The 23,330-nt window shown below is 63.1% G+C and carries 22 protein-coding genes; 7 read left to right on the plus strand and 15 right to left on the minus strand.

Annotated features, from left to right (window positions below):
- A complete protein-coding gene (locus tag RLDS_RS43310) occupies nucleotides 1-675 on the minus strand; it encodes an HAD family hydrolase (RefSeq protein ID WP_021226670.1) in 675 nt (224 codons plus the stop codon).
- Nucleotides 676-773: 98 nt separating this feature from the next.
- Between RLDS_RS43310 and RLDS_RS43315 the strand changes: the two genes are divergently transcribed.
- From RLDS_RS43315 to RLDS_RS43330, 4 genes are read left to right on the plus strand one after another with little or no spacing between them, the layout of a single operon-like run.
- Nucleotides 774-1,883, plus strand: a complete 1,110-nt coding sequence (locus tag RLDS_RS43315; RefSeq protein ID WP_021226671.1) for an ABC transporter permease — start codon at nucleotides 774-776, stop codon at nucleotides 1,881-1,883.
- Between the two features lie 14 nt (nucleotides 1,884-1,897).
- Entirely contained in the window at nucleotides 1,898-2,755 is an 858-nt protein-coding gene (locus RLDS_RS43320; RefSeq protein ID WP_408021122.1) for an ABC transporter ATP-binding protein, read from the plus strand.
- A gap of 3 nt (nucleotides 2,756-2,758) precedes the next feature.
- The gene (locus tag RLDS_RS43325; RefSeq protein WP_021226673.1) at nucleotides 2,759-3,721 is read left to right on the plus strand and encodes an MlaD family protein; all 963 of its coding nucleotides are present in this window, start codon (nucleotides 2,759-2,761) and stop codon (nucleotides 3,719-3,721) included.
- A gap of 20 nt (nucleotides 3,722-3,741) precedes the next feature.
- Nucleotides 3,742-4,353, plus strand: a complete 612-nt coding sequence (locus RLDS_RS43330) for an ABC-type transport auxiliary lipoprotein family protein (protein WP_021226674.1) — start codon at nucleotides 3,742-3,744, stop codon at nucleotides 4,351-4,353.
- 36 nt (nucleotides 4,354-4,389) lie between these two features.
- On the opposite strand, the gene pepN is transcribed toward RLDS_RS43330, so the two are convergent.
- The 7 genes from pepN to RLDS_RS43365 all read right to left on the minus strand — a co-directional run bounded on the left by pepN (nucleotide 4,390) and on the right by RLDS_RS43365 (nucleotide 12,892).
- Entirely contained in the window at nucleotides 4,390-6,984 is a 2,595-nt protein-coding gene (gene pepN / locus RLDS_RS43335) for an aminopeptidase N (protein ID WP_021226675.1), read from the minus strand.
- A gap of 103 nt (nucleotides 6,985-7,087) precedes the next feature.
- Nucleotides 7,088-8,005, minus strand: a complete 918-nt coding sequence (locus RLDS_RS43340) for a ParB/RepB/Spo0J family partition protein (protein ID WP_031298369.1) — start codon at nucleotides 8,003-8,005, stop codon at nucleotides 7,088-7,090.
- Between the two features lie 8 nt (nucleotides 8,006-8,013).
- Nucleotides 8,014-8,796, minus strand: a complete 783-nt coding sequence (locus tag RLDS_RS43345; RefSeq protein ID WP_021226677.1) for a ParA family protein — start codon at nucleotides 8,794-8,796, stop codon at nucleotides 8,014-8,016.
- Nucleotides 8,793-9,437 carry a 16S rRNA (guanine(527)-N(7))-methyltransferase RsmG gene (gene rsmG / locus RLDS_RS43350; RefSeq protein ID WP_021226678.1) on the minus strand — a complete coding sequence of 215 codons (645 nt, stop codon included), beginning with the start codon at nucleotides 9,435-9,437 and terminating at the stop codon, nucleotides 8,793-8,795. The genes RLDS_RS43345 and rsmG overlap by 4 nt, the downstream gene beginning before the upstream one ends.
- Nucleotides 9,434-11,284: a tRNA uridine-5-carboxymethylaminomethyl(34) synthesis enzyme MnmG gene (gene mnmG, locus RLDS_RS43355; protein WP_021226679.1), complete on the minus strand. Its 1,851-nt coding sequence runs from the start codon at nucleotides 11,282-11,284 to the stop codon at nucleotides 9,434-9,436. The genes rsmG and mnmG overlap by 4 nt, the downstream gene beginning before the upstream one ends.
- 59 nt (nucleotides 11,285-11,343) lie before the next feature.
- Nucleotides 11,344-12,624: a tRNA uridine-5-carboxymethylaminomethyl(34) synthesis GTPase MnmE gene (gene mnmE, locus RLDS_RS43360; RefSeq protein ID WP_031298372.1), complete on the minus strand. Its 1,281-nt coding sequence runs from the start codon at nucleotides 12,622-12,624 to the stop codon at nucleotides 11,344-11,346.
- A 13-nt stretch (nucleotides 12,625-12,637) separates the two neighbouring features.
- On the minus strand, nucleotides 12,638-12,892 hold the full coding sequence (locus RLDS_RS43365) for a DUF6489 family protein (RefSeq protein ID WP_021226681.1): 255 nt from the start codon (nucleotides 12,890-12,892) through the stop codon (nucleotides 12,638-12,640).
- 150 nt (nucleotides 12,893-13,042) lie between these two features.
- Between RLDS_RS43365 and RLDS_RS43370 the strand changes: the two genes are divergently transcribed.
- Entirely contained in the window at nucleotides 13,043-13,741 is a 699-nt protein-coding gene (locus RLDS_RS43370; protein ID WP_021226682.1) for a dienelactone hydrolase family protein, read from the plus strand.
- A gap of 14 nt (nucleotides 13,742-13,755) precedes the next feature.
- Entirely contained in the window at nucleotides 13,756-14,706 is a 951-nt protein-coding gene (locus RLDS_RS43375; protein ID WP_031298374.1) for a quinone oxidoreductase family protein, read from the plus strand.
- Between the two features lie 12 nt (nucleotides 14,707-14,718).
- Here the strand turns inward: RLDS_RS43375 and RLDS_RS43380 are convergent, their stop codons facing one another.
- The 3 genes from RLDS_RS43380 to rho all read right to left on the minus strand — a co-directional run bounded on the left by RLDS_RS43380 (nucleotide 14,719) and on the right by rho (nucleotide 17,849).
- Complete coding sequence (locus RLDS_RS43380) at nucleotides 14,719-15,606, minus strand: class I SAM-dependent methyltransferase (protein ID WP_161626734.1); 888 nt, start codon at nucleotides 15,604-15,606, stop codon at nucleotides 14,719-14,721.
- A gap of 143 nt (nucleotides 15,607-15,749) precedes the next feature.
- Nucleotides 15,750-16,469, minus strand: a complete 720-nt coding sequence (locus tag RLDS_RS43385; protein ID WP_031298378.1) for a YjbE family putative metal transport protein — start codon at nucleotides 16,467-16,469, stop codon at nucleotides 15,750-15,752.
- Nucleotides 16,470-16,592: 123 nt separating this feature from the next.
- Nucleotides 16,593-17,849, minus strand: coding sequence for a transcription termination factor Rho (gene rho / locus RLDS_RS43390; RefSeq protein ID WP_009823287.1), 1,257 nt, complete (start codon nucleotides 17,847-17,849; stop codon nucleotides 16,593-16,595).
- A gap of 267 nt (nucleotides 17,850-18,116) precedes the next feature.
- Between rho and RLDS_RS43395 the strand changes: the two genes are divergently transcribed.
- Nucleotides 18,117-19,079, plus strand: a complete 963-nt coding sequence (locus RLDS_RS43395; RefSeq protein WP_021226686.1) for a retroviral-like aspartic protease family protein — start codon at nucleotides 18,117-18,119, stop codon at nucleotides 19,077-19,079.
- Between the two features lie 8 nt (nucleotides 19,080-19,087).
- Here RLDS_RS43395 and RLDS_RS43400 read toward each other — a convergent pair whose 3' ends face one another.
- The 4 genes from RLDS_RS43400 to lptE form a co-directional block, all read right to left on the minus strand.
- Nucleotides 19,088-21,196, minus strand: a complete 2,109-nt coding sequence (locus tag RLDS_RS43400) for a transglycosylase domain-containing protein (protein ID WP_031298379.1) — start codon at nucleotides 21,194-21,196, stop codon at nucleotides 19,088-19,090.
- 120 nt (nucleotides 21,197-21,316) lie between these two features.
- On the minus strand, nucleotides 21,317-21,724 hold the full coding sequence (gene msrB / locus RLDS_RS43405) for a peptide-methionine (R)-S-oxide reductase MsrB (RefSeq protein ID WP_021226688.1): 408 nt from the start codon (nucleotides 21,722-21,724) through the stop codon (nucleotides 21,317-21,319).
- 31 nt (nucleotides 21,725-21,755) lie between these two features.
- Nucleotides 21,756-22,796, minus strand: coding sequence for a DNA polymerase III subunit delta (gene holA / locus RLDS_RS43410; protein WP_021226689.1), 1,041 nt, complete (start codon nucleotides 22,794-22,796; stop codon nucleotides 21,756-21,758).
- Nucleotides 22,793-23,290 (minus strand): LPS assembly lipoprotein LptE, encoded by a 498-nt coding sequence (lptE, locus tag RLDS_RS43415; protein WP_021226690.1) that lies wholly within the window; start codon nucleotides 23,288-23,290, stop codon nucleotides 22,793-22,795. The genes holA and lptE overlap by 4 nt, the downstream gene beginning before the upstream one ends.
- Between the last annotated feature and the right edge of the window lie 40 nt (nucleotides 23,291-23,330).

Here is a 23,330-nt window from a genome sequence, read left to right on the forward strand (position 1 = left end):
TCAGTCCCAGTCCACCCGCGGCCAGCCGCGCACCTGCGCCAGCAGAGCAAGGCGGCGGTGCGGGTTGGCGGCAAAGGGACGGTCGGCAAATTCCAGCATCGGCGCGTCCGACACATGGTCGGAATAGGCGCGGATATGCGCGTCGCCCCGGTCGATCGCGTGGGCCGCCATCCACGCCTTGATCATGCGCAGCTTGCCGGTGTCATAGCAGTTTTCGCCAGCGATCTTGGCGCGCACATAGCGCAGGTCCTGGCTCAAATGATCGGTGGCGATGACCGCGTCGAACCCCAGCCGGCGCGCGATCGGTTCGACATAAAGGCGATAGGAGGCAGTGGCGAGCACCAGCCGATAACCGTCCGCCCGATCCTGCGCGATCTGCGCCAGCGCGCCCTGACGCACATTGGTGGCGATCACCCTGTCGGCGTAGCTTTCGACATGCGGCATCAACCGGGCGCGTTCGACGTTGTAGCCGACCATCAGCGCCTGATTCAGCTCCTTGAGCCGCTGGCGGCTGATGAGCTTCGCGACATAGGCCAGCATCAGCAGCAGGACGCAGGGCAGCAGGATCAGCCGCCACGGCGCCATGGCGCGCGCGACATGGATCAGGAAGCCGGTATAGGTGCCCGTGACCGTGACCGTCCGGTCCATGTCGTAGATCGCCAGATGATGCGTCATGCCGTATCCGAAACTTTTGCCCCAGCCCTTCGTTCTGACTTGCGGATGGGCCGTTTCGGCTTGCCGTGCAACCGATAATGGACCACTAAATCCCCCTGATGAACAAAGCCGCCGAACTCACAGAAGAGCAACGCGATGGCGGCACGGTAATACGGCTTTCGGGAAACCTGGCCATAGCGTGCCTTCACGATCTGCCCGCGCGCCTGGACGGCGTGCAGGGGCCGGTCGATGCCATCGACCTGTCACAGGTCGACCATATCGACACGATCGGCGCGTGGACCGTGCACAGCGCGGCGAAGCGACTGGACGCCAAGATCATCGGCGCCGATGGCGATGCGCAGCGATTGGTCGAGGCTGTCGGCGCGTTGGACGAACCCATGGCCGTGCGGCCCGACAAGGTGTCGCCCTTTACGCGCGTCGTCGGCCAGATCGGCGACGCGGTCATCAGTGCCGGGACGACGCTTGTAGGGTTATTGGGATTTTTCGGCGCGAGCCTCGTCGCGGCCTGGGGGCTGATCCGCCATCCCAGCCGCTTCCGTGTCAATGCCGTCGTCCAGCGGTTCGAAGTGGTTGGCGTGTCGGCGCTGGGCATCATCGGCCTGATGAGTTTCCTGATCGGCATCGTGATCGCGCAGCAGGGGTCCGTGCAGCTTCGCCAGTTCGGCATGGAGATGTTGACCATCAACCTGGTCGGCCGCCTGACGTTTCGCGAATTGGGCGTGTTGATGACGGCGATCATGGTCGCTGGCCGGTCCGGTTCGGCCTTCGCCGCGCAGCTCGGCACGATGAAGCTGACCGAGGAAATCGACGCGATGCGCACTATCGGCGTCTCGCCAATGGAGGCGCTGGTGATGCCACGCACGCTGGCCGTGGTGGTCATGATGCCGCTGCTGGGTTTCTATGCATCCATCGTCGCAGTGATCGGCGGCGGTTTTCTCTGCGCGGTGGCGCTCGACATTCCGCCCATCACCTTCGTCCAGCGGCTGCGCGAGGTCGTGCCGATCACGGACCTGTGGGTCGGACTGATCAAGGCGCCGGTGTTCGGCATCATCATCGCTCTTTCAGGCTGCTATCAGGGCATGCAGGTCAAGGCGAGTGCCGAGGAAGTGGGGCTGCGCACCACCGCAGCCGTGGTTCAGGCCATTTTCCTCGTCATCGTGATCGACGCCTTCTTTGCCGTCTTCTTCACCTGGATCGGGTGGAACTGATGAGCGAGGAGGAAATGCAGCTGGCCGAGGAACGGCGCGTCGATGACGCCATTGCGCAGGATGAGGTCGCGATCCGCGTGCGCGGCCTGCGCAATAGCTTCGGGGACCAGGTCGTCCACGAAAATCTGGACCTCGATGTCCGCAAGGGCGAGATACTGGGCGTCGTTGGCGGGTCGGGCACGGGCAAATCCGTCCTGATGCGGTCCATCATCGGCCTACAGATGCCCGATGCAGGCGATGTGTGCGTCTTTGGCGAATCCATGGTCGGCCGGCTGGACGACGAAGCGCTGGCCGTCCGCAAGCGCTGGGGCGTGCTGTTTCAGGGCGGCGCGCTGTTTTCGACGCTGACGGTCGCGGAAAATGTCGAAGTGCCGATCCGGGAATATTATCCCAATATCGGGCCGCAGCTGCGCGACGAGATTGCCGCCTACAAGATCCGCATGACCGGGCTTCCCGCCGAGGCCGGACCGAAATATCCGGCCGAACTGTCCGGCGGCATGCGCAAGCGCGCGGGCCTCGCTCGTGCATTGGCGCTGGACCCGGACCTGTTGTTTCTCGACGAACCCACGGCCGGTTTGGACCCGATCGGCGCGGCGGACTTCGATGACCAGACCCGCAAGCTGCAACAGACGCTGGGCCTTACCGTCTTCCTCATCACGCATGACCTCGACACGCTTTATTCAATTTGCGACCGGGTGGCGGTGCTGGCGGACAAGAAGGTGATCGCCGTCGGCACCATCAAGGAGTTGCTGGCGCTGGATCACCCGTGGATTCAGGAATATTTCAACGGCCCAAGGGGCCGGGCCGCTACGGCGGCGGTGGAACGCGAAAAGAACAAGGCGGCGGCGTCGTCGCCCGAGGGAAGGCGATAGGATATGGAAACCCGCTCCAACCATGTGCTGGTCGGCACGGTCACGCTGCTGCTGCTGGCCGCGATCATGATTGCCGCCTTCTGGTTTTCGCGCCTGTCGCAGGGCGACAACAAGGAATATGACATCTTCTTCAAACAGTCGGTCAGCGGCCTGGCGAAGGGATCGGGCGTCAACTATGCCGGCGTGCCGTCCGGTCAGGTCGAAAAGATCGAGTTGTGGAAGCGCGACCCGAGCTTTGTGAAGGTGCGCATTTCCGTGCGCGACGGCACCCCCATCCTGCAAGGCACGACCGCCACCATCCAGGGCGTGGGCTTTACCGGAGTCAGCGAGGTCGTGTTGGACGGTGCGGTGAAGGGCGCGCCGCCGATCCAGTGCCCGGCGCAAAATGCGCCGGCCGCCTGCCCCGATGGCGTGCCGGTCATCCCGACCAAGCCGGGCGCATTGGGCGAGTTGCTCAACAATGCGCCGCAATTGCTGGAGCGCCTGTCGACGCTGACCGAGCGCCTGACCGAATTGCTGGACGACAAGAATCAGCAGTCGATCGCGGGCATCCTGGCCAATGTCGAGCGTATTTCGGGATCGCTGGCCGATCGCAGCCCCGAAATCGCCGCAACCCTGGCAGAGGCCCGCATCGCGGTTCAGCGCACCGGTGTTGCCGTCGAACAGATCGGCAAGCTGGCCGCAACGACCGATTCGTTGCTGAACGATCAAGGCAAGCCGCTGATGGCGGACCTGCGCAAGACGGTGCAGTCGGCCAACCGCAGCATCGATACGCTGGACAAGACGATCAGCGCGGCGCAGCCGGGCGTGAAGAGTTTCAGCACCCAGACCATGCCGGAGGTCAACCAGCTGGTGCGTGACCTGCGCGAAATGTCGCGGGCGTTCCGCGGCGTCGCGGAAAAACTGGACCAGCAAGGCGCCGGGTCGATCGTCGGATCGCCCAAATTGCCGGATTATAAGCCATGAGGAAAATAAGGATGAGGCGCATGTTTCACGCGAAACCCCATGGCGTCACGGCGGCGCTGGCCGCGGCGTTCCTGCTGTCAGGCTGCGTATCCTTTGGCGGGAAGCCGCCGGAACGGCTGCTGTCGCTGGACGCCGCGCATAAGGTGCCGGCGGGAACGCCGCGCGTCGCTGGAAATGGGCGGACGCTGATCGTGACCGAGCCGGACGCGCCCAAGACCATCGATACGGTGCGTGTCCCCGTGCGCACCAGCCCGACGTCGGTGGCCTATGTCACCAAGGTGCAATGGGCCGACACGCCCCGGCATCTATTCCGTCGCCTGCTGGCCGAAACCATTTCCGCGACGACCAATCGGGTGGTGCTGGATTCCGGGCAATTTTCCGGCGATGGCGGCCAGCGGCTGACCGGAGAGCTGATCGATTTCGGCATCGACGAAGCGCAACAGAGCGCGGTCGTCACCTATGATGCGATGCTCATGACGCCCAGTGGCGTGGCGCTGGCGCGGCAGCGGTTTACCGCCAGCACGCCGGTGGGGGGCAAGATCGACGCCGCCAATGTCGGCGCGCCGCTGAACGCCGCAGCCAATCAGGTGGCGACCGACGTTGCCGCCTGGGTCGCGGCCATGAAGGACTGAGCGACAGGCGGCGGGAACAGTGCCGCCGTCGCCCCTTTAATCCAGGCTTTTTCGCACCTGTTCCAGCACATCCTTTGACAGGCCCGGCCGGTCGAGGATGCGACGCAGTTCCGCCTGCATCAGCCCTGCGCGCTCAGGGCCAAAACGCTTCCAGCGGCCGAGCGGCGGCACCAGCCGCGCGGCAGTCTGCGGGTTGATGGGATCGAGCGCGAGGATGCAGTCGGCGACGAGGCGATAGCCTTTGCCGGACCGGTGATGGAACGCCCACTGGTTGCCCGAAAATGCGCCGTAGAGCGCGCGGACCCGATTGGGATTGGTGAGGGTGAAGTCCTTGTGCCGGCCCAATTCCTCGATCAGGTCGACGGTACCGGGATGGAAGGCGAACGCCTGGGTCTGGAACCATTTGTCGAGCGTGAGGGGATCGGCGCGATAGCGGTTATAGAAAATATCCAGCGCCGCTATTCGCTCGGCGCTTTCACCATTGGCCAGCGTGCCCAGTGCAGCTTGCCGCTCGGTCATGTTATCGGCCTGGCTGAACTGATCGAAAGCGATTGCCGGGCCATCGGCCGCGCCTGACGCCACCAGATAATGGAGCGCGGCATTGCGCAGCTTTCTCGCGCCTTTGGCCGCCGGAGACAGGGAAAAGCCGTTCGCGCGCAGACGGGCGTGGATATCGCGCCAAAGCGGCTCCAGCTCCGCACCAATGCGGTGCTGAAGCGCGTCGCGTGCCGCGTGAATTGCGTCGGGATCGACCATGTGCATCTGGTCGCCCAGATAGGCCTCACTCGGCAAGCGGATGGCCTCCGCCACGAAAGCAGGGTCCAACGTCGAGTCCGTCAGCGTGTGGCGGATGGCGTCTACCACGGCTGCGTCGTCGGCGGACTGGCCGCCGATCCGTCCCACCAGCACATTGACCATCAATTGCTGCATCGCTTCGTAGCGGGCGAACGGATCATCATCATGCGCCGACAGGAAGGCGAGATCGGCCTGGCTGCGATCGCTGTCGACGATCACCGGGGCGGAAAAATCGCGATTGATTGACAGCACTGGCGCCGCAGCGAAGTCCGGGAAGGTGAAGCGCTGCTCCGCTTGCGTCAGCTTCAAAAGTTCGTCGCCATGATGCGTGCCGGTCGCGCGATCGAACAAGGCGACACGCAGGGGGATCGCCATCGGCTGTTTTTCCGGTTGGCCAGGCGTCGGCGGCACGCTTTGCGTTAGCGCTAGCTCGACCGTGCCGCTGGCTGGATCATGCGCCATCAGCGCCCGCACGCGCGGCGTGCCGGCCTGTTCGTACCAAAGACGGAACTGGCCAAGGTCGATGCCGCCGCCATCCTCCATGGCGCGCACAAAATCCTCACAGGTCGCGGCCTGTCCATCATGGCGATCAAAATAGAGGTCGCAGCCGGCGCGAAACCGCTCCGGGCCGAGCATCAAAGCGATCATACGGATCAGCTCGGCGCCCTTATTATAGATGGTCGCGGTATAGAAGTTGCTGATTTCCATATAGGACTCGGGCCTGACCGGATGTGCCAGCGGGCCTGAATCCTCGGGAAACTGGCCCGCGCGCAGGATACGCACATCCTCAATCCGCTTGACCGCATGGCTGCCCATATCGGCCGAGAAATTCTGGTCACGAAAGACGGTGAAGCCTTCCTTCAGCGACAGCTGGAACCAGTCGCGGCAGGTTACGCGATTGCCCGACCAATTGTGGAAATATTCGTGCGCCACGACCCCCTCGACACCGTCATAATCAATGTCGGTCGCCGTGTCGGGATCAGCCAATATGTAGCGCGAATTGAAGATGTTAAGCCCCTTATTCTCCATCGCGCCGAAGTTGAAATCCGCGACCGCAACAATGTTGAATACGTCGAGGTCATATTCGCGACCATAGACCCGCTCGTCCCAGGCCATGCTGTTTTTGAGCGCCTGCATGGCATGGGCGGTGCGGGGAAGATCCGCCTCCTTCACCCAGATGCCCAATTGAACCTCTCGTCCGCTCATGGTCACGAAGCGGTCGGCATTGCAGGCCAGGTCGCCAGCCACCAGGGCGAAAAGATAGCAGGGCTTGGGATAAGGGTCGTTCCAGACGGCCCAATGCCGGCCATTGTCGCCTTCCCCCTGTTCGACCGGGTCGCCATTGGCCAAAAGTATCGGGAAGCGCGCTTTGGCCGCGCTCATATGGACGCTGTAACGAGACAGGATATCAGGACGGTCGGGGAAGAAGGTGATCCGGCGAAAACCCTCCGCCTCGCATTGGGTGCAGAGTAATCCGCCACTGGCATAGAGGCCCATCAGCTTGCTGTTTCGCTCGGGCGCCAGTTCTACCAGCGTTTCGACCTGATGCGCGTCATTCGGCAAGGTGAGGATCAGCGCGCCGGCTTCCAAATGCCATTCGGCCTGGTCAAGCACGCGGCCGTCGACGCGGACCTCCAAGGGCACCAATCCATCACCGTCCAGACGAAGTGGCCGATCATGTTGGCCGTTGCGCGTTACGGACAGGGTGGCGCGCACGGTCGTCAGCGCAGCGTCCAGTTCGAACCGAAGTGCGATGTCGGGCACGAGCCAGTCAGGGGCGCGGTAATCGGAACGGCGAATGACGGCGGGAGAGGCGGTGGAAGCGTGAATGTCCATCGCCACAACCTAGGGATCGGATCGGAAAAAGCCAGCACTTCGAAGCAACGATCGACGCATGATCGGGCAGTTGGCGCTTATTGAAGCCACCGAAAAAAGCGGTCTAGATGCGCTCGCCTGAAAGCCGCTGGCACAGCATGTCGAGCTGATCGAGGTTGGAGTAGCGCATCGACAATGTGCCACCGGTGGCGGCGCCACCATGCGCGATTTCCACCTTCAATCCCAGAATATCCGCCAGATGCTGCTCCAGAGCCGCGATGTCGGGGTCCTTGTCCCTGCTATCGACTCGTGATGATCGGTTTGAGGGGACCTCGCCACCCGTCTTCGCGCGGCGAACCAGCTGCTCCGTATCGCGAACGGACAGGCCTTTTTCTTCAACCTGGGCCGCCAGTCTCTCGCAATCGGGGGCACCGATCAGCGCACGGGCATGGCCCATGCTGATCTTGTTATGCACGACCTGCTGCTGCACCGACTGTGGCAGGTCAAGCAGGCGCATGAGATTGGCGACATGACTGCGAGACTTGCCAACGATGCGCCCGAGCGCTTCCTGGCTGTGATGAAATTCCGCGATCAGCTTGCGATAGGCTTCCGCCTCTTCGATGGGGTTGAGGTCTTCCCGTTGAATATTTTCGATTAGCGCTATTTCGAGCGTTTCCTGCTCGTCAAAGTCGCGCACAATGGCAGGGATCCGATGCAATTGTGCCCGCTGCGACGCGCGCCAGCGTCGTTCACCGGCGATGATCTGGAAACCGCCACCATGGGGACGGACGATGATCGGCTGAATCACCCCGCGCTTGGCGATGCTGTCCGCTAATTCCTGCAGGGCGCCATCGTCGAAATGACGGCGCGGCTGTTCGGGATGGGGATGGATCAGCGCGACTTCGATGCTCTGCACCGCCTTCCCATTGACCTGCGGCGCGGACGAGGCGACTGGCTCTTCGCGCGAGACGTCCCCCAGCAGGGCAGACAGGCCCCGCCCAAGACCTTGGGGTCGCTTGGCTGTTTTCGGCTTCTCCGTCATATCTTCGCTCAAGCGGCAACCTCCTCCTGGGGCAAGCGCGCGATCAACTCGCGCGCCAAGCGCATATAGGCTTCCGACCCGGAGCACCGAAAGTCGTAGATCAGCGCAGGAACGCCATGGCTCGGCGCTTCGGAAAGCCGGACATTGCGCGGTATCACGGTGGAAAAGACCAGATCGCCCAGACAAGCGCGCACGTCATCCGCCACCTGATCCGTCAAGCGATTGCGACGGTCATACATGGTCAAGGCGACGCCCATGATCGACAGGCCGGGGTTGAAGCGGCCGCGAATGCGCTCCACTGTTTGCAGCAATTGCGACAGGCCTTCGAGCGCAAAGAATTCGCATTGCAGCGGCACGAGCAGCGATTGCGCCGCCACCATCGCGTTGATGGTCAACAAGCCCAGCGAGGGAGGACAGTCGATGAGGCAGATATCCCAGCGCCCAGGTTGCGCTTCCGACAAGACGCGCTCCAGCCGATGGGTGCGCTCCTCATATTCAATCAGTTCAATTTCTGCCCCCGACAGATCCTGCGTTGCGGGCACCAAGTCGAGCTTGGGCACGCGCGTGATCACTATGCTGTCGTCAAGCGCGCAATTGCCGACCAGCAGATCATAGCTTGATCGTTCGCGCGCGGCTTGGTCGACCCCCAGCCCAGTTGATGCATTGCCCTGAGGATCCAGATCGACCAGCAAGACGCGCAGTCCTGTCGCAGCCAAACCCGTCGCAAGATTGATGGCCGTGGTCGTTTTTCCGACCCCGCCCTTTTGATTGGCGATAGCGATGCGGATCATGAACGACCTTTCTTCTTGCCGGCGGGTGCGACATTCCGGGCGACGATGATGGCGCTATCCGCATCCGTCACGCTCGGTTCCACGTGGAACACACCTTGCCATGATGCGCGCGCGGCCTCCAGTTCATTCTTTGCGCTTCGTCCCTTTGGGAGCACCCACAAGCTGTCAGTGTTGGAGAGATGGAGTGCTGATCCGATCAATTTTGGCAAGGGAGCATAGGCCCGCGCGCTGATAACTGCGGCATTCATCGCAGGCGCTGCCTCAACACGCCCGCCGAAAACCTGTGCGTTGCGAAGCCCGAGATCGGCGATGACGTCTTTCAGAAAGTCGATCCGCTTCCGACGGGTTTCGATCATCAATAACGGTCGATCAGAAAGCGTCGCAATGACGATGCCCGGCAGGCCTGCGCCAGCGCCAAGGTCGACCCAGAGTCCCGAACTCGCGTTACTAGTTAGACCCAGCAGCTGCGCCGAATCCACGATATGCCTAGTCCAGATATGGGGCCGCGTGGATTGCGCAATCAGGTTTTGCTCATCCATCGCTGACAGAAGTATCGCTACGTAGCGTTCGAGGCACTTCCATGTTTCACGTGAAACATTGAAATGAGCATCAATCCAGGCCTTGGCGTCTTCCTCGGTCACGCGGCGGCTCGGCGGGCATGAACAAGAATGGCGGCCAGCGCTGCGGGTGTAATCCCACGAATACGGCCGGCAGCGGCTAGCGTGTCGGGCCGCGCTGCTTCCAGTCGCTCTATCATTTCGTTGGACAGGCCGCCGACGCCCCGGAAGTCGAAATCCGCGGCGATATGGACTCGTTCGTCCCGGCGTAGGGCTGCCACTTCCGCTTCCTGTCGTTCGAGATAAGGCGCGTAATGCGCATCCTCGAGCAGCTCGTCGGTCACATCCTGCGGAGCCTTGTCCAGCACTGGCGCAAGAGATGTGAGCAGGCTGCGCGAGACTTCAGGAAAACGTGCCCACTCCCATAGGGTGCGACGCGCACCATCCTGTCGAACGGAAGCCCCTGCCCGCGCTATCTCCGTCGAAGTCATCGACCGTGACAAAGCGGCTTCAATATCGGAACGCCAATGCCTTCGCTGATCCAGTCGGCGTGCCCGATCTGGCCCGACGATCCCATGCTCCAGCCCCACAGGACCCAGCCTCGTCTCCGCATTGTCAGCCCGCAAGCGCAGGCGATATTCTGCCCGAGCGGTAAGCATACGATAGGGTTCGGTGACGCCCTGCAACACCAAGTCGTCGACCATCACGCCAATATAGGAACTTGCGCGGTCCAAAATCATCGGCGACTGCGACAAGGCATGCGCCGCAGCGTTTACGCCAGCCACCAGCCCCTGCGCCGCCGCTTCCTCATATCCCGTCGTGCCGTTAATCTGACCGGCACAGAAAAGTCCGGGGAGAGCACGCAATTCCAGACTGCTGGTCAGCGCGCGCGGGTCGACATGATCATATTCGACGGCATAGCCCGCCACCACGATTTCCGCCTGCTCCAATCCGGTCATCGTCCGGATCATGGCACGCTGCACATCTTCCGGGAGGGATGTCGAAATGCCATTGGGATAGACCAAGGGGCTGTCCAACCCTTCGGGTTCCAGAAATATCTGGTGCCCGTCGCGATCTCCGAAGCGCAGAACTTTGTCCTCGATCGATGGGCAATAGCGCGGCCCCCGCCCCTCGATCGCGCCGCTGAACAAAGGCGATCGCCCAAGCCCATCGCGAATGATCTGGTGGGTACGATCATTCGTTCGCGTGATGGCGCAGGCGAGTTGTGGCAGGATGCGAGCCGGCGTGACAGGGGACATCGTCCAGGTCCCATCATCGGACGGCTGCGTTTCCAATCGCGCCCAGTCAATCGTTCGGCCATCGATCCGTGGCGGCGTACCCGTCTTCAACCGCGCGATCGGCAAGTCCAGTTCGCGCAACTGCTGCCCCAAGCGGGTCGCGGCGCGTTCACCGATCCGCCCGCCCGTATTTTGGGCATCGCCACAGAAAAGCTTACCACCCAGAAATGTGCCGGTTGCCAGAACGACGGCACTTGCCTCCAGCGTTTGGCCATCGCTCAGGCGGATGCCAGAGGTTTGGCCTTGGTCGAGAAGCAGTTCATGCGCCTCGCCCTCAACGATGGTTAGTCCGACTTGCTGGTCAAGCAGTCCATGTATGGCGGCACGATAGCGACTGCGGTCGGCCTGAACTCTCGGTCCCTGCACCGCCGCGCCCTTGCTGCTATTCAGCATACGATGGTGAATGGCTGCCGCGTCGGCAGCTCGCCCCATCAGACCGTCCAGTGCGTCCACCTCGCGAACAAGGTGCCCCTTGCCCAGACCGCCAATGGCTGGATTGCAGGACATGGCGCCGACCGTGTTACGATCGAACGTCAGCAGGGCGACCTTTGCACCCTTGCGCGCAGCAGCAGCAGCGGCTTCGCAGCCGGCGTGGCCGCCCCCGACCACGATCACATCATAACGAACAGGCATGATGCGCCTTTAACAGATTTGGGCTGTCGCGGTCAAAAGCGTTCCACGTGGAACAATGCTTATTTGCCGATGCAGAAACCGGAAAACAGGTGATCGAGCATATCTTCCGTGCTCGCCTGCCCTGTCAGTTCGTCCAGCCTTGATCGTGCGAGGCGCAGTTCCTCGGCGATGAACAGCACATCGTACTGCTCCCTCGCAGCCTTGATGTGATCCGACAGTTGCGCGACAAGTATCCGTTGACGCCGATGCAGGGCGTAGTCGCCTTCGCGCGGCAACAGCGCCGACGCCCGTTCCGACAATGCCGCCAAGAGCGCAGACATGCCCTCCCCCGTATGCGCAGACACCGGCAAGCCGGGCCGGTCCCGACCAAGCCTGTCGCTTTGCGCAGCTACCAAGATGGCGTCAGTGCGCGGCATCGCGTCCGCCTCGCCCAGCCATAAAATGATGTCCGCCGCCTCCATTGCCGTGCGTGCCCGATCAATACCCACAGCCTCAATCTCATCGCCAGCATCGTCACGCAGTCCTGCCGTATCAGTGAACACATAGGCGATGCCATTGATGGCAGCAGGCACCTCGATCCGGTCCCGGGTCGTTCCAGCGATAGCGGACACAATCGCCGCATCCCGCCCAACCAGTGCGTTAAGAAGGGTCGATTTGCCCGCATTGGGCGGCCCGGCCAATATGACGCGGACGCCATCGCGCAGGCGTTCCGCGGACGGAGCGGCGAGCATCGATCCGATGTCTGTCGCCAACCCGGCCAGTCGCGTGCCGATCTCATTCTCTATCCCCGCGTCGGGCACGTCATCTTCGTCGGAAAAATCCAGAGCTGCTTCAGCCATGGCGGACAGCGCAAGCAGCCGTTCACGCCACGCGTCGATCCGTCTGGAGAAATGCCCCTCCGCCATGGACAGGGCGGCGCGGCGCTGGTTCTGCGTTTCAGCGGCCAGAAGGTCCGACAGCCCTTCCACCGCGTTCAGGTCCATGCGCCCATGCTCAAAGGCCCGACGCGTAAATTCGCCGGCGTCGGCGCGGCGAAGGCCGGGCATGGCAGCCAGAGCCCCCTCAAGCGCGGCAATGACGGCCCTGCCCCCATGGCAATGGATTTCTGCCATATCTTCGCCCGTCACCGTTCCCGGACCCGGCAGCCACAGGATGAGCGCGCGGTCGAGGGCTGCACCGTCAGCGGGATCACGCAGGAGAGCCAGGCTCGCCATTCGGGGGGGTGGCAACCGGTTCGCCAGCGTCCGGATCGCGCCGCCGGCCTGCGGCCCGCTGATGCGCAGCACCGCTATGCCTGCAGGCGGTGGCCCGCTGGACAGGGCGAAGATCGTATCCTGCAACGGGCCGGTCACACTATTTCACGTCGTCCTTGCCGCCCCCCATGCCGGCCAAACCGACATTCATCATTTGCTGGAATAGCCGCATGCCAGCATCCCCCATGGGCGAGAAGCTTTTGAACAAGGTTTCCATCTGCTCGGCGCTGCCAATGCCGTCAAAACTATCCAGCATCGTGCGAATATATTTGTCATGGATCGGACTGACGTCGGGCAACCCCAAAAACGCGCGCGCCTCGGCCGGAGTGCAGTCCACGTCGACGGTAACTTTCATGTCCCTGCCCTTTCCGGCGGATGATGAGCCTCTGATCTGTCATGCGACAGATAGCGCAGAAAGGCTAATTTTTAAGTGGCCCTCATGCTTGTGTCAGTGTGCGGCAGGGCCAATATGCGGGCAGGATTTGCTGCGGAAAGGATCATGAATATGGGTGCGTTCACTCCTGTCGATACGCTGGAAGGCGATGCACGGTTTGATGCCTATGTGGCAAAGCCCGACGGGGACGCCAGCGCGGCGATCATTGTCATTCAGGAAATTTTTGGGGTGAATGAAGGCATCCGGCGCAAATGCGAAGGCTGGGCGAAAGCGGGCTATGTCGCCTATGCGCCCGACCTGTTCTGGCGCATCGAGCCGCATATCGAACTTGATCCGGATGTGCCCGACGAGATGGATCAAGCCTTGGCGTTGATGCCGAAGTTCAATCAGGATCAGGGTATTCGCGACCTTGAAGCCACCATAAAGGCCGCGCGCGCTGCCGTCGGCGGCGGAAAGGTCGGGCTGGTCGGCTATTGCCTGGGTGGTCGGCTGGCCTTCATGGCGGCCTGCCGTACCGACGGGGATGCGTTTGTGGGCTATTATGGCGTCGGCATCGACGGATTGCTGGACGAACAGCATGCAATCGGCAAACCGACCATGCTCCATATTCCGACTGCGGATCATTTCGTGTCTCCCGACGCGCAAAAGGCGATGCATGCGGGGCTGGAGGGCAATGCGCATGTCACCCTCTATGATTATGAAGGGCTGGACCATGGCTTCGCCACGGAGATGGGTCAGCGCCGCGACGAGGACGCTGCCGTTCTGGCGGACGGGCGCACCGCCGATTTCTTCGCGGAACATCTGGCTTGACCCAGGCCTATCGCATGGTCGTCCGCCAGCATGGCGGGCCGGAGGTGATCGAGCGGCAGGATATGGATATGCCTACGCCTGCCGCTGGCGAAGTGGTGGTGGCGACCGAGGCCATTGGGCTGAATTATATCGACACCTATTTCCGCACAGGTCTTTATCCTGGCGAATTGCCCCTGACGTTGGGGAATGAGGGCGCTGGCCGCGTGGTGGCCGTTGGTGCGGACGTGACGAGCTTTGCCGTTGGCGATCGGGTCGCGAGCGGCACTGGCAAGGGTAGCTACACGAGCCACTGGGTTGTGCCGCAAGAGCAATTGGTGGCTCTGCCTGACAGCATCGACAGTGAAGATGCGGCGGCGATGATGCTCAAGGGAATGACAGCCTGCTATCTGGCGGAAGACATATTGCCGCTGCAAGCCGGGCAGGTTGCGCTGGTCCACGCAGCGGCTGGTGGCGTGGGGTCCATTTTGGTCCCCTGGCTGCGGCACAAGGGTATTATCGTCATCGCCCATAGCGGATCGGCGCAGAAGGCCGCGAAGGTCGATGCCGACCATAGCCTGCATGATCCGATGGAGGCACTTGCCGATCATGTGCGCGCGATCACGGGCGGGCAGGGCGTCGATATCGTGTATGATGGCGTTGGCAAGACGAGCTGGAGCGCGTCGATCGCCAGCCTCAAGCGGCGCGGCATGATGGTCAGCTATGGCAATGCCTCGGGCGCGGTGCCGCCAATCAACCTGCTCGACCTCAGCCGTGGCGGATCCCTCTATGTGACGCGTCCGACATTATTCGACTATGTGGCGACACCAGAATCCCTGGCGCATACCGCGCAAAGACTGTTCGAGCGCATGGCGCAGGGGATCATCAAGGCCGACATCGGCCAGCGTTTTGCCCTGACTGACGCCGCACACGCGCATCGCAAGCTGGAAGCGCGGGACACCACCGGTGCCACCGTGCTGATACCCTAACTTTAAGGCCACTCAGGACGTCAGACGCCGCAACAGCCTTCGGGCGCGGACCGTGAGCGATGGTGACTTGGCGACCGGGTCGCGCGCCACCAGAGCGGTCATGGGAACGTCTTGCGCGTTCCTGATCTCAGGAAGTTTTGTGCAGACTATCAGATCCTGCAGGCCGTCCCCAATGCCGCCGCCCATCCAGCACCCATATTTGACCTTTGTCACCGCCATGCCGGCGCGCCACACCATGTCACGGATCAGCCCGGCGTCGAAGGCTATGAAGGCCAGCGGATCGTCGGGATTGGCGATGAAAATATTCCCCGCGTCCGCCATGCGCTGACGATCCAGCGGAAACATGGACTGGCCCGCCATCACCATGTGCCGCGAATAGGCATTTAATTCGAAACAGGTGAGCAGGAAGCGACCACCCGGCTTCATCATCGAGGCCACAAAGGTCAGCAGTTTTTGGAAATCGTCCCGCGTTACATGGGTGAATACCGAAAAAGCGTAGCCGTCCGTAAAGTGATCGCGATATTTTGCTGACAGGGCCGCATGGCTCTGCCGGTCACGCTGTTCAATGAAGCGGTCATAATGATCGTTGTCGCCCTCGATCAGTTCGAACTGGGTGTTCGCGAGGCGCGGTGCGATATGCTGCTCGCAAAAGTCGATGACGGGGGGCATGATGTCCATGCCGACCAGCTGGCGCGGCCGAATGCCGGACTTGTGCAGCGACACCAGGCCGCGCCCGATGCCGCAGCCAAAATCAAGGACGCGCGATTCCCCGTTCAGTTGAACCAGACTGCGCAGCAGGGCGACACAGGCATCCCCGACCTGTTCGGGATCCGATCCGCCCACCCAGTCATTCATGGGTGTGGCGCGCATCGCTTCATAAATTTCCGTAAATTCCGCCACCCATCCGTCCTCAGCCAGCCGATCCCGTCGGCGCATGCCGATAGGGTGGCGGTAGCCGAGCCACGACGACCGGATCAAGAAGCAGGAACAAAAAAGACGCACATCCCGCAGGATATGCGTCTCCCTTTGTTATAAAGGACCGCTCAGAACAGGGTCAGAAGGCCCACTTGCTGGTCGATAATGCCTTCATAGATCATTTTCACCGCGACATAGACGATGACCGCCAGGCCCAGATAGGCAATCCAGCGGAAACGCTCGATATAATGGGCGATGACATTGGCGGCGATCCCCATCAGGGCGACCGACAGAACAAGGCCGATCATCAGAATGCCGGGATGGTCTCGCGCCGCGCCTGCGACCGCCAGGACATTGTCGAGGCTCATCGACACGTCGGCCACGGCGACGGCCCAGGCGGCGGCCGCAAAACTCTTGGCGGGGCGCAGACCGGACACGTCGTCATCACTGGGATCGTCGGGCGTATCAGCACCGCGCGCCGGGTGTAGCTCGCGCCACATCTTCCAGCTGACCCACAGCAGCAGCAGACCGCCCGCCAATATGAGGCCGACAATCTGCATCAGCTGGCTGACCACCAGCGCAAAAGCGATGCGCAGCACCAGAGCGGCCAAGATACCGATCAGGATCACCTTCTTGCGCTGCGCAGCAGGCAGGCCAGCGGCGAGCGCACCTACGACGATCGCATTGTCGCCCGCCAGCAGCACGTCGATCATCAGCACCTGAACAAAGGCCGACAAGGCGGATGGCGATGTTATATTACTGAAATCATTGATGATATGCTGCCAGATTTCGGCGGGCGAGCCGATCCCCTGAGCGGCCGAGGCGGCGGTGGCGAATAGGTCGATCATGGCGGCCCTTGCGTCCCTGTCGTCGATGGGAAGAACGCCGGACCATCGCATGATCCGGCGCCCCGATACAATATGGGGCGCCCGGAGCGCCCCATGTCCTTGAAGGATGAACCCCCCGTGGGGTTACTGGTTCATCGTCGCGAAGAAATCCTCGTTGGTCTTGCTGTCCTTCATCTTGTCCAGCAGGAACTCCATGGCGTCGATTGTGCCCATCTGCATGAGGATGCGGCGCAGTACCCACATCTTGCTGAGCGTCGGCTTGTCGACCAGCAGTTCTTCCTTGCGGGTGCCGGACTTGCCAACGTCGAGCGCCGGGAAGATGCGCTTGTCCGCAACCTTGCGGTCCAGCACGATTTCCGAGTTGCCCGTGCCCTTGAACTCTTCGAAGATCACTTCGTCCATGCGGCTGCCGGTGTCGATCAGCGCGGTGGCGATGATGGAGAGCGACCCACCCTCCTCGATATTGCGCGCTGCGCCGAAGAAACGCTTGGGCCGCTGAAGCGCATTGGCGTCGACACCGCCGGTCAGCACCTTGCCCGACGAAGGAACGACCGTGTTGTAGGCGCGGCCAAGGCGGGTGATGGAGTCAAGCAGGATGACCACATCCTTCTTGTGCTCGACCAGGCGCTTGGCCTTTTCGATCACCATTTCGGCGACCTGGACGTGGCGGGTGGCAGGTTCGTCGAAGGTGGACGACACGACCTCACCCTTCACGCTACGCTGCATGTCGGTGACTTCTTCCGGCCGCTCGTCGATCAGCAGCACGATCAGGAAGACTTCGGGGTGATTGTCGGTGATCGCCTTGGCGATGTTCTGGAGCATCACCGTCTTGCCGACGCGCGGCGGCGCGACGATCAGCGTACGCTGGCCCTTGCCCTGGGGACTGACAATGTCGATGACGCGGGCCGACTTGTCCTTGACGGTCGGATCGAGCGTATCAAGGCGCAGCTTCTCGTCGGGGTAGAGCGGCGTCAGATTGTCGAAATTGACGCGATGGCGCACGACATCGGGATCATCGAAATTGACGGTGGTGAGCTTGGTCAGCGCGAAATACCGCTCGCCATCCTTGGGCGCGCGAATTTCGCCTTCCACCGTATCACCGGTGCGCAAGCCGAATTTGCGGACCTGATTGGGCGAGACGTAAATGTCGTCGGGGCCAGCTAGGAAATTGGCTTCCGGGCTACGCAGGAAGCCGAATCCGTCGGGCAGCACCTCAATCGTGCCTTCGCCCATGATCTGCTCGCCATTTTCCGCCTCGGCCTTGAGGATCGCGAACATCAGATCCTGTTTTCGCAGGGTCGATGCGCCCTCCACGCCCAGTTCCTCCGCCATGGTGACGAGGTCGGCGGGGACGGTTTTCTTGAGGTCCTTAAGATGCATGGGCGAGTCGGTCCGATGAGGTGAAGAAGGAAATGGCCGGAAAGGAAGGATTTAGCCGGCGAGGACCGCCGGGACTCCGCGCTCCGGAAGGGCGCGGACAGGATGTTTCGCGTGTAGCGGGCCGCACGCCCCCCCGTCAAGCTGGGACAGACGGCTTCGACCGCCAAAATACGGGCTATCCGTAACGAACAGGGCCAGTGGTGCCAGTGGCGGGACAACTGCCCATCATGCTATAGGGGCGGCATAAGACAGAGAAAGGATGAGGATATGGGACGGCTCCCCGCCCTGCTGGCGATGGCGCTGGCGTTCGGTGGCGTGCCCCTGCCCGCGCAACCGCCGCTGCTTGATCCACAGGTGCCGCCGGCGCTGGTCCGGACCGCCAGCACGCTGGACGATCGCGTCACCATCCCCATTTCGATCGACGGCAAGGGGCCATGGCCCTTCGTCATCGATACCGGATCGCAGCGCACCGTGATCGCGCGCGACTTGGCGCAGCAACTGGCGCTGCCGCCCCGCGCGGATGTCACGATCCTGAGCATGACCGGGCGGTCCCAAGTCGCAACAGTCGCCGTTCCGCATCTCAGTTTCGGCGCAGGCATGATCGACGATATCGAAGCGCCCGTGCTGGAAGGCGAGCATCTGGGCGCGTCCGGCCTGCTGGGCCTCGACAGTTTGCACGACAAGCGCGTGATCCTGAATTTTCGCACCGGTCAGATGAACATTGCTGACAGTGGCCGGCGGCGCACATTCCCGACCGATCCCGACACCATCGTGGTGGAGGCGCGGCGCAAGCGCGGTCAGCTGATCCTGCTGGATTCGCGGGTCAACGGCATGCGGGTCAACATCATGCTCGATACCGGCAGCCACTACAGCATCGGCAATCTGGCGCTACGCGACAAGCTGCTGCGTAAGAAGCGTGCGCCCGACCTGCTGACCGCGACGCTCACCAGCGTCACGGGCGGCACGCTGATCGGGGAAGTCGGCCGGATCGGATCGGTGGCGCTGGGGCGCGTCAACCTGACCGAAGTGCCGGTGATCTTCGCCGACGCCAGCCCCTTTGCGGAACTGGGCATGCAGGACAAGCCGGCGCTGCTGCTGGGGATCAGCGCGCTGCGCGTGTTCGACCGCGTGGCGATCGACTTCGGGCGGGGCAAGGTCGACTTCCTGCTGCCCGACGCCAGCGCCGTCATGCCCACGCGGCTGGCGGCGAACCAGCCGGCGGACGGATAAGCCGCGTTTCAGGGCTGCTGCGATGGCGGCCGGCCGGACGGCGGCTGTTGAGCCGGCTGGCGCGGTCGGTCGCGGCCCAGCACATTGTCGATCCACTGCTGGTCGAGCCGCGGCGGCTGCGGGCGATCCTGCGGATCGACTTCCATATCCGGCTCGTCCTCATAGCCCTGCGATGATGCGGGGGCCTGCGGCTCGATCGGATAGCCATTTTCATCGACCATCATGCCGCCGCCATAGGCGCCATTGTCGGGGCCTTCATAATAGGCCTCCTCGTCCGGTTCGAGCTGCCATTCGGGCAGGGTGACTTCGGTGTCAAACTTTTCGACCGGCCGCTTGGCGACGGCGACCTTCATATAGTCGGCAAAGGCGCGAGCCGGGGCGCGGCCGCCCTGCAATCCGCCAACCGCGCGCGCATCGTCGCGGCCCATCCAGACGCCGGTGGTGATGCCGCTGGAAAAGCCCAGGAACCAGCCATCCTTGTTGCTGCTGGTCGTGCCGGTCTTGCCCGCGACCGGACGGCCGATCTGCGCGGCGCGCCCGGTCCCGGTGCTGACGGCGGTCTGCATGAGGTCGGTCATGCCCGCCGCCACCCAGGGCGCGACCAGCACGCGGCTGGTGTCATCCTCATGCTCGTAGAGCAATCGCCCGTCCGCCGTCGTGACCTTGGTAATGCCATAGGGCGTCACCGCGATTCCCTTGCGCGCGATCGAGGCGAAGGCGCGCGTCATGTCGATCAGGCGGACGTCGGATGTGCCCAGCACCATGGACGGATGGGTGTTGATCGGCGTCGATATGCCAAAGCGGCGGGCCATGTCGGCGACCGTGGAAAAGCCCACTTCCACGCCCAGCTTCGCTGCGACCGTATTGATGGAATAGGCAAAGGCGGTGCGAATATCGATCGCGCCGGCAAATTTGCCGTTGCTGTTGCGCGGGCTCCAGCCATTGATCGTCACCGGCTCGTCAGTGATGCCGGTGTCGGGCGTATAGCCCGCCTCCAGCGCCGCCATATAGACAAAAATCTTCCACGCCGACCCGGGCTGGCGCGTCGCGGTGACAGCGCGATTATAGTTGGACGACACATAATCGAGGCCGCCCACCATCGCGCGCACGGCGCCGTCGCGATCCAGGCTGACCATCGCGCCCTGCGCGCCCTTGGGCGCGTTGGCCTGCACCGCAGCGGTCGCGGCCCGCTGCATGCCAAGATCGATGGTCGTATAGACTTCCAGCGGCTCATTGGGTTCGTCGATCAGCAGGTCGAGTTGCGGCAGCGCCCAGTCGGTGAAATAGCGCACACTGTTCTGCGGCGGTTCGGGCGCCATCTTGACGTCGTCCAGGTCGACGCTGGCGCGCTGCGACGCGGAAATCTTGCCATTGTCCTGCATCAGGTCGAGCACGACGCCCGCACGGCCGATTGCCGCTTCAGCGTCGGCAGTCGGGGAATAGCTGGACGGCGCCTTGACCAGGCCGGCGATGATCGCGGCTTCGGGCAGGTCGATCGTGGTTGCCGGATGGCCGAAAAATTTGCGGCTGGCGGCATCGATGCCATAGGCCCCGCCGCCAAAATAGACCTTGTTGAGGTAGAGTTCGAGTATCTGCCGCTTGGAAAATTTCCGCTCCATCGCGAGCGCCAGCACCATTTCGCGGATCTTGCGACCGAAGCTATAACTGTTGTTGAGGAAGATGTTGCGGGTCACCTGCTGGGTGATGGTGGATGCGCCCTGCAGGCGGCGACCCGACCCGCGCCGTTCCACGGCGACCCAGGCCGCGCGCGCCATGCCGACCGGGTCGATGCCGGGATGCATGTAGAAACGCTTGTCCTCCGTCGAAACCATCGCGTCGACCATGACCTGCGGGATCTGATCATAACTGATCCAGCGACCGAAACTGGGCCCAAGCGAGACGATCACACTGCCATCGGCGGCATGGACGCGGATCATCTGCCCATTGGGCGAGGATTTGAGGCTTTCATAATCGGGCAGCGACTGAAGCGCGATCACCACGGCGATCACCACGGCCAGAAGGCCCGCGACCGCCGCCGCCAGGCCGATCTTCAGCCCGCGCATCAGCCATGTCCTGACGCCACCGGGCGCACGCTTGCTCTTGCCTGATCCTGCCATCTGTGCCGCCCCGGATACGCGCTAAACCTGGTCCGGGCCAGCGCAAAACATGCGTCTGGCACAGGAAATGGACCGCCTCGCCCTTGCCATGGCGATGCGCGCTTTACCAGCGATGAACGATTATTGGTCCGTGCCCTGGCGCGGCTTGAAGTCCAGGCTGGCGCTGTTCATGCAATAGCGCAGCCCATTGACGCCGGGACCGTCGGGGAAGACATGGCCCAGATGCCCGTCGCATTTGGCGCAGCGGACTTCGGTGCGGATCATGCCATGGCTGGTGTCGCGAATTTCCTCGACCGCATCGATATCGACCGGCGCGGTGAAGCTGGGCCAGCCAGACCCGCTGTCATATTTTTCCTCGCCATCGAACAGTTCCGCGCCGCATCCGGCGCAATAATAGACGCCATCGACCTTGTTGGCGTTGAGCTTGCCGGTAAAGGCGCGCTCCGTGCCGCCTTCGCGCAGCACATGAAATTGCTCCGGGGTCAGGCGCTGGCGCCATTCGGCATCGGTGAGGTGGATTTTTTCCATAGCGGCAATATGGCCACGGGCCGGGGACGGATCAAGCCCGCTCCCGCGCGGCCTGCCGCGCGATGGCGAGCAGTTCGTGCCGCACCATCAGGTCGCCCAGGCCCCTGCCCCCACGACTGGAGCGCTCGGCCGCCAGAAGGCGCTGAATCACACGTGCGATGCCGGATGCGTCCCATAACCGGACCTGCCGCGTCACCAGTCCCTTTTCCTTCCAGAACACCGCCCTGCCCGCCTGGTCGACCGCCGCCTCCAGCCGGCCGCTGGCGTCGAAGGCGTCGCGGATGGTCGCCAGCAGCATCGCGCGGGTCAGCAGCGGGCGGATCACCGCCGCCATCGCGGTGCCGGCCTGCGCCAGCGCCGTCAGTTCGCGATGCATGGCGCGAAGATCGCCGCCCAGCACCGCATTGACCAGCGGGCCGACCTCCGTGTCAGGATTATCCGCCGACAGCGCGTCGAGCGCATCGGCCGTGGCTTCGGCCGGCCGATCGGGCGCCGCGTCGAGATAGAGGATCAGCTTTTCGATCTCGCCCGCCATCAACGCCCGGTCCCCGCCAGACAGGTCGACGATGCGCCGGGCAAGGTCGGACGACAGGCGCAGCCCGCCGTCGCGTGCGATACCGATGGCGATCTGCTCCGCCTCCCGCCCGTCGGGCTGATAGGAGATGCAGGCCAGCACGCCCTTATGATCGAGCGCCATTTTGACCAGCTTCGACGCCGGCTTGAGCGCGCCGGCGACCGCGATCACCGGGTTGCCGGCCGCTTCGGCGTCCAGCAGGGCGTTGAGCGCGGGCAGGCAATCATCGCCGATGCCGTTCACGCGAATCCACCGCTTGTCGCCGAACATGGAGAAGGCCGCCGCCTCGTCGGACAGACGCGCAGGGTCCTCGCGCAAGGTCGGCGCGTCGAGATCGATCCGCTCGGCCTGAGGCCCCATCGCGCGCTCCAGCCGCTTGGCGAGCGCCTGGCTCCCCGCCTCATCGGGGCCATAGAGCAGAAAGAAACGAACATTCGCCGCCGCGCTCTGACCCGGGGCGTCCAGCGCCTTTTCCATCTGGCCGCGATTGGCCTTCAAGGCGTGGCGGCCTTGCGCGAATAGAGGGCCAGGCGCGTGACGATCTGATCGGCCACCGTCTGCGACAGCCGTTCCAGCGCGGTATCTTCGGCAGCAATCGTGGCATATTCGCTGGAGGTGACGTCGATGCCCGCGTCCGACCCGGCGGTGTCGTCCAATATCTGCGCGCCTGTGCTTTCATCCACCAGCTGATAGCGCGCCCGCAGCGTCCGCCGCTCGCGCGTGATCGCGGCGTCGGCGCGCAGACCCAGGCCCGCGATATTGTCGTCCAGCTTCACGACCAGCCGGTAGCGCGGGCCGCTGCCGCTCTGCATCGCGGCGAGCCGGTCGTTGAGCGCATTGCGCACCAGCCAGCCCGCCTTGCCCTCGATCGGGGCAACCTCGACATTGCCCAGCGCCTGCGCGACCGGGCCAGTGCCGCCCCCGCCATAGACGGGCCGCAGCCCGCAGGCGGTAAGCGTGGCAAGGGCGATGAGGGGAAGGATGCGCTTCATGATCTGGAGCCTTAAACCCTCCGTCGTTCCCGCGAAAGCG

Source organism: Sphingobium lactosutens DS20 (genome assembly GCF_000445105.1).
GTDB lineage: Bacteria > Pseudomonadota > Alphaproteobacteria > Sphingomonadales > Sphingomonadaceae > Sphingobium > Sphingobium lactosutens.

Coding starts and splice junctions, on each gene's coding strand:
- RLDS_RS43320 (WP_408021122.1), top strand. CDS start 1,898: ATGCAGCTGGCCGAGGAACGGCGCGTCGATGACGCCATTGCGCAGGAT.
- RLDS_RS43315 (WP_021226671.1), top strand. CDS start 774: ATGAACAAAGCCGCCGAACTCACAGAAGAGCAACGCGATGGCGGCACG.
- RLDS_RS43340 (WP_031298369.1), bottom strand. CDS start 8,005: ATGACGGAGAAGCCGAAAACAGCCAAGCGACCCCAAGGTCTTGGGCGG.
- mnmG (WP_021226679.1), bottom strand. CDS start 11,284: ATGCCTGTTCGTTATGATGTGATCGTGGTCGGGGGCGGCCACGCCGGC.
- pepN (WP_021226675.1), bottom strand. CDS start 6,984: ATGGACATTCACGCTTCCACCGCCTCTCCCGCCGTCATTCGCCGTTCC.
- RLDS_RS43310 (WP_021226670.1), bottom strand. CDS start 675: ATGACGCATCATCTGGCGATCTACGACATGGACCGGACGGTCACGGTC.
- lptE (WP_021226690.1), bottom strand. CDS start 23,290: ATGAAGCGCATCCTTCCCCTCATCGCCCTTGCCACGCTTACCGCCTGC.
- RLDS_RS43370 (WP_021226682.1), top strand. CDS start 13,043: ATGGGTGCGTTCACTCCTGTCGATACGCTGGAAGGCGATGCACGGTTT.
- RLDS_RS43325 (WP_021226673.1), top strand. CDS start 2,759: ATGGAAACCCGCTCCAACCATGTGCTGGTCGGCACGGTCACGCTGCTG.
- RLDS_RS43330 (WP_021226674.1), top strand. CDS start 3,742: ATGTTTCACGCGAAACCCCATGGCGTCACGGCGGCGCTGGCCGCGGCG.
- RLDS_RS43400 (WP_031298379.1), bottom strand. CDS start 21,196: ATGGCAGGATCAGGCAAGAGCAAGCGTGCGCCCGGTGGCGTCAGGACA.
- rho (WP_009823287.1), bottom strand. CDS start 17,849: ATGCATCTTAAGGACCTCAAGAAAACCGTCCCCGCCGACCTCGTCACC.
- RLDS_RS43395 (WP_021226686.1), top strand. CDS start 18,117: ATGGGACGGCTCCCCGCCCTGCTGGCGATGGCGCTGGCGTTCGGTGGC.
- msrB (WP_021226688.1), bottom strand. CDS start 21,724: ATGGAAAAAATCCACCTCACCGATGCCGAATGGCGCCAGCGCCTGACC.
- RLDS_RS43365 (WP_021226681.1), bottom strand. CDS start 12,892: ATGAAAGTTACCGTCGACGTGGACTGCACTCCGGCCGAGGCGCGCGCG.
- RLDS_RS43385 (WP_031298378.1), bottom strand. CDS start 16,469: ATGATCGACCTATTCGCCACCGCCGCCTCGGCCGCTCAGGGGATCGGC.
- RLDS_RS43375 (WP_031298374.1), top strand. CDS start 13,756: ATGGTCGTCCGCCAGCATGGCGGGCCGGAGGTGATCGAGCGGCAGGAT.
- RLDS_RS43345 (WP_021226677.1), bottom strand. CDS start 8,796: ATGATCCGCATCGCTATCGCCAATCAAAAGGGCGGGGTCGGAAAAACG.